At 64.8% G+C, this 13,873-nt stretch carries 12 protein-coding genes; 7 read left to right on the top strand and 5 right to left on the bottom strand.

Annotated elements, in window-relative coordinates:
* Nucleotides 1-30 precede the first annotated feature (30 nt).
* A complete protein-coding gene (locus N687_RS0116395; protein WP_051663362.1) occupies nucleotides 31-1,536 on the bottom strand; it encodes a sensor histidine kinase in 1,506 nt (501 codons plus the stop codon).
* A complete protein-coding gene (locus N687_RS0116390) occupies nucleotides 1,533-2,216 on the bottom strand; it encodes a response regulator transcription factor (RefSeq protein ID WP_029422886.1) in 684 nt (227 codons plus the stop codon). Before N687_RS0116390 ends, N687_RS0116395 begins: the two co-directional genes overlap by 4 nt.
* Nucleotides 2,217-2,372: 156 nt before the next feature.
* Between N687_RS0116390 and N687_RS0116385 the strand changes: the two genes are divergently transcribed.
* The 5 genes from N687_RS0116385 (at nucleotide 2,373) to yidC (ending at nucleotide 6,460) form a co-directional block, all read left to right on the top strand.
* A complete protein-coding gene (locus tag N687_RS0116385) occupies nucleotides 2,373-2,978 on the top strand; it encodes a hypothetical protein (RefSeq protein WP_029422885.1) in 606 nt (201 codons plus the stop codon).
* Nucleotides 2,975-4,261: an MFS transporter gene (locus tag N687_RS0116380; RefSeq protein WP_051663361.1), complete on the top strand. Its 1,287-nt coding sequence runs from the start codon at nucleotides 2,975-2,977 to the stop codon at nucleotides 4,259-4,261. The genes N687_RS0116385 and N687_RS0116380 overlap by 4 nt, the downstream gene beginning before the upstream one ends.
* Before the next feature lie 64 nt (nucleotides 4,262-4,325).
* Nucleotides 4,326-4,769: a GNAT family N-acetyltransferase gene (locus N687_RS0116375; RefSeq protein WP_029422883.1), complete on the top strand. Its 444-nt coding sequence runs from the start codon at nucleotides 4,326-4,328 to the stop codon at nucleotides 4,767-4,769.
* An 84-nt stretch (nucleotides 4,770-4,853) separates the two neighbouring features.
* Nucleotides 4,854-5,069 carry a hypothetical protein gene (locus N687_RS0116370; protein ID WP_029422882.1) on the top strand — a complete coding sequence of 72 codons (216 nt, stop codon included), beginning with the start codon at nucleotides 4,854-4,856 and terminating at the stop codon, nucleotides 5,067-5,069.
* A 752-nt stretch (nucleotides 5,070-5,821) separates the two neighbouring features.
* Nucleotides 5,822-6,460 (top strand): membrane protein insertase YidC, encoded by a 639-nt coding sequence (gene yidC, locus N687_RS0116365; RefSeq protein ID WP_029422881.1) that lies wholly within the window; start codon nucleotides 5,822-5,824, stop codon nucleotides 6,458-6,460.
* Between the two features lie 344 nt (nucleotides 6,461-6,804).
* Here the strand turns inward: yidC and N687_RS0116360 are convergent, their stop codons facing one another.
* The 3 genes from N687_RS0116360 to N687_RS21410 all read right to left on the bottom strand — a co-directional run bounded on the left by N687_RS0116360 (nucleotide 6,805) and on the right by N687_RS21410 (nucleotide 10,688).
* Nucleotides 6,805-8,907: a YcdB/YcdC domain-containing protein gene (locus N687_RS0116360; RefSeq protein ID WP_197029310.1), complete on the bottom strand. Its 2,103-nt coding sequence runs from the start codon at nucleotides 8,905-8,907 to the stop codon at nucleotides 6,805-6,807.
* 465 nt (nucleotides 8,908-9,372) lie between these two features.
* Nucleotides 9,373-9,501, bottom strand: coding sequence for a hypothetical protein (locus N687_RS25335; RefSeq protein WP_331280145.1), 129 nt, complete (start codon nucleotides 9,499-9,501; stop codon nucleotides 9,373-9,375).
* Nucleotides 9,444-10,688, bottom strand: a complete 1,245-nt coding sequence (locus N687_RS21410) for a M20/M25/M40 family metallo-hydrolase (RefSeq protein WP_331280144.1) — start codon at nucleotides 10,686-10,688, stop codon at nucleotides 9,444-9,446. Before N687_RS21410 ends, N687_RS25335 begins: the two co-directional genes overlap by 58 nt.
* Nucleotides 10,689-11,118: 430 nt before the next feature.
* On the opposite strand from N687_RS21410, the gene N687_RS0116345 reads away from it, so the two are divergent.
* Entirely contained in the window at nucleotides 11,119-11,916 is a 798-nt protein-coding gene (locus N687_RS0116345; RefSeq protein ID WP_029422879.1) for a dioxygenase, read from the top strand.
* A gap of 104 nt (nucleotides 11,917-12,020) precedes the next feature.
* Nucleotides 12,021-13,538 (top strand): carboxylesterase/lipase family protein, encoded by a 1,518-nt coding sequence (locus N687_RS0116340; protein WP_029422878.1) that lies wholly within the window; start codon nucleotides 12,021-12,023, stop codon nucleotides 13,536-13,538.
* Nucleotides 13,539-13,873 lie beyond the last annotated feature (335 nt).

Here is a 13,873-nt window from a genome sequence, read left to right as displayed (position 1 = left end):
CCCACCGGGAATAGGCGTCATGCAGGCATTCTAGGAATTCTCGGTCGCGGAGGGGAGCGTCACGATGAACTCCGCCCCGCGCCCCGGCTCGCTCTCGCACGCGATGGTCCCGCCGTGCGCCTCCACGATGGCCTTGCTGATGGCCAGTCCCAGACCCGCGCCGCCGTGGCTGCGGGATCGCGCGGGATCGACCCGGTAAAACCGCTCAAACAGCCGATCCCGATGCGCTTCGTCGATGCCCTCCCCGTTGTCCCGGACGGAGATTCGGACACCGCCCGCCTTGCGCCGGAGAGACACCCGGATGCGGCCCGTCTCCGGGTCAGTGTGCTGTACGGCGTTCTGGAACAGGTTGAGCACCACCTGCTGGATGCGATCCCGGTCGACCGCGGCCACCACCCCTTCGTCCACGTCCCACTCGAGATCCCGCGCCCCCGCCAGCACGCGCAACTGGGGCTCCAGCTCCGTCAGCAGCCCGTCCAGCGCCTGCGGGCGGAGGTGCAGCTCTGGCGCCTCGTCCATCCGCGCCAGGGTGAGGAGGTCCTGCACCAATTTGCTCAACCGCTCGGCCTCGCGCTGCATGCTGGCCAGGGCCCGCTCGCGCTGTTCGGGATCGCGCGCAGCGCCGCGGCCGAGCACCTCGATGAAGCCTCGGATGGCGGTGATGGGCGTGCGCAGTTCGTGGGAGGCGTCGGCGACGAACTGGCGCATGCGATCGCGGGCGGCCCGCTCGGCGGCGAAGGCGTAATGCAGCCGTTCCAGCATCGCGTTGAACGAGGTGGCCAGCTGCACGACCTCCGTCTGGGCTCCCTTGATGTCAATCCGCTCGTCGAGCTTCCCCGCGTCGATACGCTGAACGGTGTCGACCATTTGAGAGAGCGGATCGAGCGTGCGGCGGATGGTCGGGATGAACGTCAGACACCCGGCCACCATCGCCGAGGCGGCGAGGCAGATGAAGATGATGAGCTGCCGCATGAGGACGTGGCGGAGGGGCTCCGCGTCGGCGCTGACTTGGACGAGGCCAATCGGCTGGCCGGGCGGCCCGACGGGCACCAGCACGACGAGCTGCGGCCGCCCCTGCGCGTCCCAGGCAATTCGGTAGTCCCCATCCCCGGTTCCATGCTCGAGGGCGTCCTGGTAGACGGACGCGGGCAGGCGCACGGCGTCCGTCCCGGGTGCCGCGGGGAACAGCGTCCGCGGTTGGCCGGACGCGTCGACCCAGGCCAGCCGGGTGCCGGGCAGGCCGATGGAAAACGGCTGGGGCCGGTCGAGGCGGGACCACCCTTCGAAACGCGGTGCTGCCATCCACACCCGCAGCGGGATGGCCCGCACCTCGGAGCTGATCTCGGCGGCGGTGTTGTGGTAGAGGAAATGGGTCATGAAGGCGTACTGAAACAGCCCGATGAACAACAGCAGCCCGGACAGCACCCAGAGCGACCGCGCCAGCAGCTGGTAGCGCAAAGACTTGGGCCGGACGAGGCCGCGCAGGGTGCGCCACAGGCCCTCGATCCCCCGCCTGCCGAACTCCCGCCGCCTCACGGCAGATCGAGGCGGTACCCCGCCCCTCGGATGGTGCGGATGACGCGGTGCTCGTCGTCCCCCAGCTTGTCGCGCAGGGATCGGATGTACACCTCGACGATGTTGTCCTGGCCGCCGAAGTCGTAGCCCCACACGTGATCGAGCAGGCGCGCCTTGCTCACCACCGTGTCATGGTGCAGCACGAGGTACTTGAGCAGCTCGTATTCGGTCGCCGACAGGGCGAGGAGGCGTCCCTGAAAGGCGATCTCCTTGCGCCCGTCGTCGATGCGAAACGGCCCGATGACGACTTCCTTGCCGAGGTACGGAAATTGGCCGCGCAGCCGGGCCCGGATGCGCGCCAGGAGCTCCTCAAAGCTGAACGGCTTGACGACGTAGTCGTCCGCGCCGATGTCCAACCCGCGCACGCGGTCGGCGACGGCATCCTTCGCGGTCAGCAGGATCACCACCACGTCCCCCATCTCCTTCAGCGCCCGGCACACCGCGAACCCGTCCAATCCCGGCAGCATCACGTCGAGGATGACCACGTGCGGCCGCACCGCCTGCGCCGCTGCCAGGGCGGACGGCCCATCCGGCGCCGTGTGCACCTGGAACCCTTCGTTGCGCAGCCCCAGCTCCAGAAACTCGAGGATGCCGGGTTCATCGTCGACCACCAGGAGCCGGATCTCGCGGGCCTGTTCCATCCTTGTCACCTCCCCCTCAGTGTACAAAATCCGCCTGTCCGCCGCGACGTGGGCCCTTCCGCCCGGCGCAGGATGTGATACGATTCGGATAGCGGCCTGGCGCCGGATCCGGCCCTCTACAGGCGCAGGCACGCCTCAGAGCAGGAGGTTGTCGACATGACCTGGATATTGGTGGGGATCATCATCATCCTGTTGATCCTGTTGCTGGCGCGCCGCGGCAGCGGATGGTCCGGCAGGCCCGTGTCCCGGCCGTACAATACCGGCCCTGGCTACATGCCGCCGTCGTACGGACCGATGGACCCACCCCCGTCGACCGGGTTTAGCACGGGCAGTTTCCTCGGCGGGATGGCCGCCGGGGCGCTCTTGACGTACCTGCTGGAGCAGGGCCGCATCGACTGGGCACAGTACAACTACTTCAACAGCCTGGATCAGCAGCAGATGATCGACGAGCTGATGCAGCAGAACATCCTCCAGCAGGATGAGATCGATCAGCTCCAGCAAGAGCTGGCCAACCGCGGCTGGGATGGTCCGGATGGGAGTTACGGCGGAGACGCCGGATACGGCGGGGACCCGGACCCCGGCAATCACCCGTATGATCAGGTGGACTTCAATCCCGGTTCCTACGATTCGGCCAATTACGGCGGGGACCCGGGGTACGATCCCGGCTCCTACGACGCAGGCTATAACGACGCGGGCTATGGCGACTCCGGCTTCGGGGACTCGGGCGGTTTCGACAACGGGGGCGACGGAGGTTGGGTGTGACGGCGGTGGGCCCATCCGGCCGGGAAACCCGAGACACCCGGGCACCCTCTTCCGGCGCCCTGTGGGCGCTGGCCCTCGGCGGATTTTTGGTCAACGCGGACAACCGGGCCATCGCCCCGATGCTCCCCGCCATGGCGCAGGCCCTCCACGTCACCGCCGCCACCGCCGGCCTGCTCGTCACCGCGTATTCGCTGCCGTACGGCCTGTTTCAGTTGGTGTACGGGCCGCTGGCGGACGCGGTGGGCAAGGTGCGGACCATCGTCGCGGCGGTGTGCCTGTTCGGCATCGGCACCATCCTGTGCGGGGCGGTGCAAGGCTTCACCTGGCTGATGGTCCTCCGCGTGCTGACCGGTATCTTCGCCGCCGGGATCATCCCGACGACGCTCGCTTACATCGGGGACACCTTCCCTCCCGCGTCGCGTCCCCGCGCGATCGCGTTCTTCATGTCCATGACGACCACCGGCCAAGTGCTCGGCATCGTGATCGGCGGACTGCTCGCCCAGTTCGTCAGCTACCGCGTGCTGTTCATTTTGCTCGGCCTCGCCGCCATCCCGGCGCTGTTTGCCATGCGGCGTCCAGGGACGGGAGAGGCCAGGGTGCATGAGCACCTCGATCCCGCTGCCGCCCGCCACCGGTTCCATCCCGAGGGCGCCCGTCGGTTCACGCCAACGGAGGCCCTCCGGCGCTACACCCTCCTCCTCCGCAGCGCGCGGGCTTGGGGGCTGTACGGGCTGGTCTTCTGCGAAGGGTTCGCCTTCTACGGCGGTTTCACGTACCTCGGTGTCTTCGGCGTGAGCCAACTGCACCTGAGCTACCTGGTGATCGGCCTCTTGACGGCCCTGTACAGCGTCGGCGCGCTCATCGGCAGCCGGACCATCGCGGCGGTGCTGTCTCGCGTTGGATCGCGCCGGATGCCGGTGCTCGGGGCGGCCCTGATGACCCTCGGCTACGCCCTGGTTTGGGCCTGGCCGAGTGTGGCTGCACTCATGGCCGGGTTCCTCGTGCTCGGCTTCGGGTTCAGCTACTGCCACTCCACCCTGCAGACGTTCGCCACCGAGCTGCTGCCGGAAGGCCGGGCGACGGCCGTGTCGGTCTTCGCCTTCTCGCTGTTCCTCGGCAGCGGCGTGGGGCCGATGGTGACGGGCACTGTGATGGACCACCACGGGTTACGCAGTCTGCTCGCCGTGGCGACCCTGGCGATGGCCGCCTTCACGCTGCTCTGCCTGACGCTGTGGCGGCGCCGGCGTTCGCCGTCCGTCTTCGACACGTCGGTCAGCAGTTGAGGAAGTCGGCCGTCACCGGGATTGTCCCCGAACACAACACCCTGCAGAGAGAGGATGAACGCCCATGTACCGTGTCGATAAGATCCAAACCCGCGCCGATCTTGAGGCCGCCTACTCGGTCCGCCGCGAGGTGTTCGTGGACGAGCAGCGCGTACCGGAGGAACTGGAACTGGACGAACACGACGAGGCCCCCGGTACCATCCACTTCCTCGCCCGGGACGGCGAGGACAAAGTCGTCGGCACCGCCCGGCTGCGGCCCTACGGTGAAGCGGGCGTCGCCAAGGTGGAGCGCGTCGCCGTGCAAAGGGCGCTGCGGGGCAGCGGGATCGGACGCCTGTTGATGGAAGCTGTCGAGGCGGAGGCCGCGCGACTCGGCTTCAAGAAGCTCGTCCTCTACGCCCAGGCACACGCCCGCGGCTTCTACGAGAAGCTCGGATACCGCGCATACGGGGAACCGTTCGACGAGGCGGGGATCGAACACATTGCGATGGACAAGCCCATGCGGTGACACGGCGTCACCAATGCCCCTGCGGCGGGCTGGATGGAATCCGCCTCCTCGCGGACACACTACCCGGCGAGGAGGAGATCACCCATGCAACGAGAGCGCTCTCTACATGCCAAGTACGGCGGCGTCCATTTTGTGCAGCTTCGCCACGCCCGCGAAATCAACGAATTCGTCCGCAGCCTCCCGGAGGACAAACGAGACAGTCTGTTTGAGGTCATCCAGGAGCTGCACAATCATGGCTACATCCAGCTGGTCAATGATGGCGCCTGGATGGATCCGGAGGGCGAGATCCATCCGAGCTGATGCGGGATGGAACGGTTGACGCCGGGGTGGTGTGCCGAGCAGACGGGTTGCACGCACTCGTCGATGTGGGATGCGGAACGGAGTTCCACCATACGGAATCCAGGCTGTGCAATCACGACCCGCCGTGGCGATTACGAACGTTTTCACGTTAAGATGCCGCCGCGGCGGAGGGATTGCAATCGATTCGACCTTAACTTGTCACTCCGGTAGCTCCATACGCAACGTTTCGACTTTAACCTATCGGCGGCACCGACCTCGCGGACACGATAAAGTCAATCCACGCACTTTAAGTACGCAATCCCCGGACAGGTAAGTGAAAATCGCCACCTTATCGATTCCCGTGGCCAGACAATAAAGCAAATTCTCATCCGCATAGACCCGCGATCGTACGGCATGATATGATAAGATTCCAGCAGAGACAGATGAGTGGTTGCAGTTCTGGCAGGTGAGGGGCATGAACGAATCATATCCGATCCTGTACCTTCTCCCATGGCTCACTATCCTCGCTACGTTTGCTGTCGTGTGGTGGCGCCATACGGTACGTCACCCTGCACCCGTCCGCGTCCGGTCGTTCGATGCCCCCGTCTGTCCCGTACCTGCCCGGAAGCCTCACGTTCCCTGGAGTCTGCGCATCATCCGCTGCGTGCGGCGAAAGCGCCCCGCACGGAAACGGGATGATGAAGATCCATCCTCCTTTTGGCAGCGTCATGGTGCACGTGCCCAACGACGAATGCCCAAAGGAGGAATCGTGTATGTACGCTCACGTGGAGCAGAGTCTGCTCACCCTATTGCAGATCCTGGCCGGCTGGACCCATGACACCGGCCTGGCCATCGTCCTGTTCACCCTGGGTGTCCGCCTATTGTTGACGCCCCTGTCCGTTCGCATCGCCAAGAACACCATGGCCCAACTGGCCGCCTCACGTGTCCTCGAAGAGATGAAAGCCAGCTGGAAGGGGTCGCCCGCCGACTGGCTCAAGGTACAGCGAAAGGTCCTGGACGATCACGGTGTCAAACCGCTGTCCTCCCTTCTGATGGTGCTCGCCCAGAGCCCCGTGTTCATCGTCCTGTACCGCCTATTTCGCTATCTCAACCACCCGGTGACCAGCGTGCTGGTCCCCTGGGTGCCCGCATTGACCATGGGCGATCCGCTGCATCTCGTCCCGCTGGCCGCGGCCATACTGATGGCCTTGGCAAGCCTCGTGACGTACGGATCCATCGCCGTCCATCATCCCCAGAGCCTTGGGGCCGCTGTCACCGGTGCCATCACCCTGGTCATCCTGTGGAGCGCGCCGGTCGCCGTCGCCCTCTACTATGTCACGTCGGGCCTGTGGAGTGCGTTGGAACGTTGGCTGTTCGGGCGGATCCTGGTACGCAGGCCCATCCTGCGTTAACCCACATCCGGCCGAACCGTGCGTTCGGGAACCGTTTGAGGAAGCGGGGATCGAACGCATCGCGATGGAGAAACCGGTGCGGTGACGCGGCGTCGTACCGCGTCCCGCACCGCGCTGGAGACGGAACCCTCCTCCTCCATGACACATTGCCGGGCGAGGAGGAGATGACCTATGCAACGGGACCGCTACAGCAGGACATGACGGGGACAAACAGCAGGACATAGCGGGGCAAACGAGGGAGGCACTTCATGGGCGTAGCCGGGAAGGGCCGGGGCCAGCCGGCCCCACCCGGCCACCCTCCCGCCACAACTCTCCTACCGCCGCTGCGGAATAGTGGCTATCATTCATGAATTGCTGGACAGGTAGACCTGAATCGCCCGAACCAGCGCCTGAGCGGCTTCACCGACTGTGAGTGTTTGATTCGGCAAAAACTTTCCGTTCTGCAGCGGCAGCACCCCAGCCTGGCTCATCATGGCCGCGGCACCGAGTTCCCCTGACGGCACCGATTTGGCATCGCTAAATTGGACTTTGAAGAACGTTGGGTGTGCAGCCGGACCCTGCCAGCCCATCCATTGAACCAACCACTGCGCGGCTTGTGCACGTGTCAGCGCGCCCTGCGGTTGAATCGGCCCCTTGTTCTGTATCCATCCCTGCAGAATGGCCTCTGAGAGTTCGCTGGCGTACGGCGTGTCCGGCGTGACGTCAGGGAACTGAGGCGTCGGATCCGCTCCGATGTTCATGTTGTACGCACGACTCAACCAGGCGATAAAACGCCCCCTGGTCATGGTCGCGGAAGGATCCACTGTACCGGAACCGCTCACCTCGTCACCCGTGATAATCCCGTGCTGCTCAAGGACAGAGATCGCCGCCTGCGGGGTGAGATTCGCGGGGACGCCCGATCCCGTTCCCATGGGTTGCCCAAAGAGCGGCGGCTGTTCCCACTCCCCTGTCAACGCGTTCAGTGTGCCGATCCCGTTCGCGAGCGGAGCCGGAGCGTAGACGAGTTTCGCGGTGCTGCCGTAGTTGAGCGGAAAGGGCTTGTCCGGCGAAGATGGTTGTTGCGGTAACATGTACTGAAGGACGAGCGGATCGGCCTGTTCGAAGTCCGACATGGCACGCTGCAATGAGAGGGCCTTGCTCGGCGAAGGAAACTCGGTGGACGGGTCGGTCTGCAAGAAAACACTTTGAACCTCTCCCGTAGCGGAGTCCAGCATCACTTGGAGTCCCGGCACCGGAATCCCGTTCACCAAGAAATCGTAAAAGAATGGGGCTTGATTCGGTGGCATGCCCACAACCTGCCTCTGGTCGGGGGCAATGGTTCCTGTCAGATTGGGGTACAATTTGGCCACCGCCGCATTTGCTGCAGCCTGCAGTTGAGCGGCGGGCAGCGGAGTCGCGGACGGCGACTGCGACAGACCCTGGCTGTATGTGTTGTAGTGCACGATCACGCCGTCCGTACCGTCCACATCCACAGACACTCCAGCCCCCGTCTTGGCGTTGGTGTAACTCAGGCTCCACATCAGGTGATTGGGAAACACATTGCCGTTCGCTCGGTTCTGGTGTGCCATCCGGAGTGTCCAATCTGGGCCGTCGAGGCCAAGCTGCTTCGCCACCTGAGCTGTGACCTGGTCCTTGGTGAGCGGCGCCGGCGATGGCGTCGGGAATTCTTTCGGACCATTCGGATCGATGGGCACAGGCGTGTCGTCACTTTGGGACTGAGGCGTCACGGGCTTGCCATCCGTTCCAATTTCCTCGCCCGTCGTGGCATCAATCAACGGGAGTGGACTGGCCGCTGAACCTGGTGCGTCGCCGATGGGCTGGTACACTAGCTTCATCGGCCCTGGTCCTTGCGGCGAGTACATCTGCTGGTAACGCAACGCAAGCTTCAGATGGGACTCATAAATCCTCTGCGCTTGGGACGACGGAATGACGTTTGCCTCCCCCGCTGCAGGGAAGTTCGCCTCGTGCCACGAGAAAGCGTAGTACTGAAGCTGTCCGTCGCTTCCTAACTGGATTCGTATACTGTCGAATGGCGCCAGGATTCCGTTGACCTTGCGGACAAACTGAAAGGCAAATCCGCCCTGAACCTGGCTCTTATCCGCGAGCACCACGCTGCTTGCTTGACTTGGCGCCAGTTTCTTGACCCAATCTTCTGCAATTTTCTGGGCATCCGAGAGGTGGATGGGGGCCTTTGCCTGCCAAGTCGATCCGGTATATTGGAACTGCAACACCTGGCCCGTATTCGCATCGACCGTTGCGTGCGCGTAGTTTTGATTGAGGCGAGGGCCCGGCTGATTCCCGAACGCCATCGTGTGCCAATCGATCGAATAAACGGATTGGTTCGCCACCAACGGATCGGGCTGTAGGTTCACCATCGGTGTATTCAGATTCCCAACCAACTGCGAGAACAGCTTCTCAACGACCGAAAGCGCATCTTGCTCGGACAATTTCGGCTCGGATTGCGTCTCGTCCTGGGGTGCACCAGATGTGGATGTTGACGAGGCGGTCGATGTACTCACGGTTCCACCTGAGGCTTGCGAAGTCGCCGCGTAGGCCGGTAGCGCGCCACAAGCCATGGTCAAGGTGACAGCAACGGTGCTGACGGCCATGGATCGACCAGACGGGATGAGATGGCGTGGCCTGCGTCTTACTTTTCGGAACTCTTCTTTCACGGTTTCCCCTCCAGTTCCCGCGCACTGTCTCCGGAGCAGATGCTCGATGAACTTGCGCAAGAGATATCAAGAGATATATGGTAGGCTCGACACATCACGTGAATATCCTACCAAAACTTTACGATTCATGCCAGTTGCTTCAATCCTCTGCCTCCAACAACGTTTTCAGCATTCCATCCCGATTCGAGACATCCGAACCCCGGGCGTAGAACGACTTTTCGGCATTGGCGCGGGGCCCGTTCATAGGCCGGAACCCCGCTTGGGCAACAACGGCTCCGTCACGCCCGCCACGCCGACCAGGCCCAGCACCGTCAACAGCACGCGCTGGACGCCCTGGTGGCCGTCCGTCGGATCAAACCACTCCTGCACCGTGTGCACCCCGCCGCAGCGGCCCCGCCGCCGAGCGTCACCGCCGGGATCCCGAGATGGATGGGGACGTTCGAGTCCGTGCTGCTCGGCCCGTCGAGCTCCGCCCCAAAGCCGAGCGCCTGCGACGCCGCCAGCGACACCTGAACAATCGGCGCGTCCGCCGGCTGCGATCCCGCCGGCCGATCCCCGACCTGCACCACCTCCACGGTGATGGCGTCGCTGTCCCAGCGCCGATTCTCCGCCTCCACGGCCGCGTGCACCCGTCGCAGCACCTCCGCCTCCAGCGCCAACAGCGCCTCCTCGTCGTTGGACCGCATGTCCAGCATCAACTCCGCCTCGGCGGCGATGGTGTTGACGGACGTGCCGCCCCGGACCGTGCCCACGGTGAACGTCGTCTTCGGATCCGACGGGACCTCCACGTCGGCGATGGCCGCGATCGCCCGGCCCATCGCGTGGATCGCGCTGGGCAACCCGAACGCCCCGAAGCTGTGTCCGCCCGGGCCGCGGAAGGTGATGCGATAGCGGTGGCTGCCGGTGGCCAGATACGTGGTGCGCGCGGGATCGTCCGGCTCGATGGAGATGAACCCGTCCACCTCGTTTTCCCGGAAGAACGCCTTGACCCCGCGCAGGTCGCCGAGGCCCTCCTCGCCGACTGTGGCGCCGAACCATATGTCACCCACCGTCTCCACGCCGGCGTGATTCAACGCACGCAAGACCGCCAGCACCACCGCAAGCCCGCGCCCGTCATCGCCGATCCCCGGCGCGAACAGCTTTCCGTCCTCTCGCCGCACCCGGCAGTCCGTGCCCTCCGGGAAAACGGTATCCAGGTGCGCGCAGACGAAGACCGTCGGTCCGCCGCCCGTGCCGTGACGAACGCCAAACACGTTCCCCTCCGCGTCCACGCGGATGTCCGCCAGGCCCAACGCCTCCAGGTCCCCTCGGAATGCCCGCCCGCGCGCCTGCTCGTGAAAGGGCGGCGCCGGGATCTCCGTCAGCCGGATCTGGTCCGCCACCGTCGTCTCGTGGTCCGCCTCTGCGAACCGCAGCGCCGCCTGCACCCGGGCGTCCGCCTGGATCCGCTCCACCGCCGCCGCCACCTCGCGGGAGATGTACCGCGCCGCGTCCGTCTCCTGCGCCACACCTTGCACCACGCGCTGGGCGTGATCCTGCACCTTCTCCTGTCCCATGTCGCCGCCTCCTCTGTGCCCCGCCGACGGCTTGGTGCCTTCATACCGATCGGGGCGTCTCGAAATCTCGCGGAACACGCACATCCGATGCTTCCACTTCACCAACCCGTGACCCTGGTTCTCAAGGCGCAGGTCGGAAGCGAATCGAACCTCGATGAATCAAGCGGACAAACTTCCAACACTGGTTCCAGTGTGCCACGGGTTTATCGAGCCGTGCAACCGGTGGGGAGAAGGCTTGCACATGGTGTTGAATGGGCAGCCGATCCCCGGCTGTGCGAGGCGTGACAGATCCGCGCGGGACCGCCCGTTGGTGTAACATGGAGGTGATCCATCCCTGACCAGACACAACCCGCCGAATGTCGAGAAGCATTCACGAGCACGTTGACGAGCGAGATCACAAAACGAGATCACAACAATGGAGGAAGCGCGGATGTCCCATCTCCCGAGCCTGTTCATCGCCCACGGATCGCCCATGGTCGCCGTGGAGAACAGTGTGTACGGCCGGTATCTCGACACCCTCGGGAGCCGGCTGCCACGGCCCCGGGCCGTGGTGGTGTTCACCGCCCACTGGCTGAGCGGGGCGCAAGCCGTCAGCGCCAGCCCGGCCTACGAAACCATCCATGATTTCGGCGGCTTTCCCGATGTGCTGTACCAGATCCAGTACCCGGCCCCTGGTGATCCCGCACTCGCCGAAGCCATCCAGAGCCGCCTCGCGGCATCGGGCGTTACTTGCCACCTGGATGCCCGGCGCGGCCTCGATCACGGTGTCTGGACCATCCTCCGCCGCCTGTATCCGGACGCCTCCATCCCCGTGGTGGCCATGTCGGTCAACCCGCACCTGGCACCCGCCGAGCAGTTCGCCATCGGCCAGGCGTTGGCACCGCTGCGTGCGGATGAGGTGTTGATCATCGGCAGCGGGGCGACCGTCCACAACCTGCCGGCGCTCGACTGGAGGCGCCAAGACGATGTACCGGACGAGTGGGCCCTCGCCTTCGAGACCTGGCTCGAATCCCGCCTTGCGGCCTGGGACCTCGAGGCCTTGTTCGAGTACCGCCGCCTCGCCCCCGGTGCCGACCGGGCCGTCCCGCCCTGGGGCACGGAGCACTTCGCGCCTCTGCTGTACGCCATGGGGGTCGCCGCCGATACGCCTGCTGCCGCGCTGTGGCATCGGGATTTCCAATTCGGGAACCTGTGCAACAGCGTCTACGCCTTCGGAGTCGAAGCGTGAAAATTTCGACCAACCGGTAGATAGGGACTGTTGCCCAAATGATTTTCCGTCTAAAATACTTGTAGGGAGTTTACAGGATGACAGGCCGGAGGAGGCAGGACTGCATGAGTACCGTGGTGGAGACGAAGTACGGATTGGTACAGGGATTCACGGCCCGCGGCGTCCGCCAGTGGCGGGGCGTACCGTTCGCCAAACCGCCCGTGGGCGCACGGCGATTCCAGCCGCCGGAACCGCCCGATGCGTGGGACGGCGTGCGCGACGCCACCGTTTTCGGTCCCGCGTCCCTTCAACCCGAGGATCAGGCCATCGCCAACATCGTCGGGCGCGCCAAGTTGCCAGAGAGCGAGGACTGCCTGTACCTCAACATCTGGGCGCCGGAGGACGACGGCCCCCATCCCGTGATGGTGTGGATCCATGGCGGGGCGTACGTGTCCGGAGCCGGTTCGCTGAACTGGTACGACGGGACGTCGTTCGCGCAGAACGGCGTGGTGCTGGTGACCATCAACTACCGGTTGGGGGCGCTCGGGTTCTTGTATCTGGGGGATCTCTTCGGCCCTGCCTTCGCGTCCTCGGCCAACCTCGGCATCCAGGACCAGGTGGCCGCCCTGCGCTGGGTGAACGAGAACATCGCGGCCTTCGGCGGTGACCCCAGCCAGGTCACCATCTTCGGCGAGTCGGCCGGCGCCGGCAGCGTCGCCACCTTGCTCGCGACGCCCAGCGCCCGCGGGCTGTTCCAGCGAGCCATCCTGCAGAGTGGATCGGGCGCTCTCGGCGTACATACCCCCGGTACCGCTTCGGCCATCACCGAGCGCTACCTCGCCGTCCTCGGCATCCAGCCGGGCGATGCGGACGCGCTCATGGCCGTGCCCGGGGAGAAGTTCGTCGAGGCGGCGTCTGCCCTGCGTGAACCAGCGCTGCCGTTCGGCCCCGTCGTGGACGGCCGTATCCTGCCGAAGCATCCGATGCTGGCGCTGGATGACGGCGTCGCGCGGGACATTCCGGTCATCCTCGGCGTCACCCGGGACGAGTACAACCTGTTTGTCGCCCGGGATGATCACTGGTTCCGGGCGGACGAGGACGCGCTTCGCCAACAGCTGCGCCGGATGGATCCCAGGTTGCCGGACAGCGTGATCGACTTCTACCTCGCGCACAGACAGGGGGACACAGCGGGCGCCAAGCTGATCCCGCTGGTGACGTACCGGGTGTTCGTCCAGCCGATGCTGTTGACGGCCGACAAATTGGTGCAGCAGGGGACGCCCGTGTGGATGTACCGGTTCGACTGGGCATCCCCCGTCCTCGACGGCCGGCTCGGGGCGTGCCACGCGATGGAGATCCCGTTCGTGTTCAACACGCTCCATCAGACGGGCGTGGACCGGTTCACAGGGGATTCGCCGGAACGGCAACCGATCGCCGACCAGATGCACCGGGCATGGGCCACCTTCGCCAAGACAGGCAACCCGAACGCGGCGGAAGGATCGGAGGGGCCAGCGTGGCCAGCATACGACCTCGAGCGGCGGGCGCTGCTCGCCTTCGGGATCGACACGCATGTGGAGGACGATCCGTACGGCCCCGAGCGCGCCGCCTGGTCGGCGGCGGCCCCGCCGTCCGCATCCATCTCCTGAGCCCGGCTCCAGTTCCCGGCCATGGTGCGGCGCGGGCGTTGGGGGTGTGGTTGGCCCCGCGCCCGCGCTTTGCTTTGGTCAATGGTGGGTGTCGTCCGGATCGACCTTGTGTCCGTAATGCTTTTTCACGTTCTCCACGGCGTCCCCGTCAATCAGGAATTCCACGGCTTCCATTTTCATGCAAGTTCACCTCCAGGATGATCCTCTCCCGCTGGATGGCCCGGTATGCAGTGGCGATTTGCCTAGGATAGGTTAGAATACCTTACATGAATCGCATAATCATCCGATTATGTGTCATGTTTTATTACACATATTGATTGACATCCGCGACAGTT

This window comes from Alicyclobacillus macrosporangiidus CPP55 (assembly GCF_000702485.1).
Taxonomy (GTDB): domain Bacteria; phylum Bacillota; class Bacilli; order Alicyclobacillales; family Alicyclobacillaceae; genus Alicyclobacillus_H; species Alicyclobacillus_H macrosporangiidus_B.
Note: the sequence above shows the minus strand (reverse complement) of the source record. Positions and strands in the feature narration are given on the sequence as shown.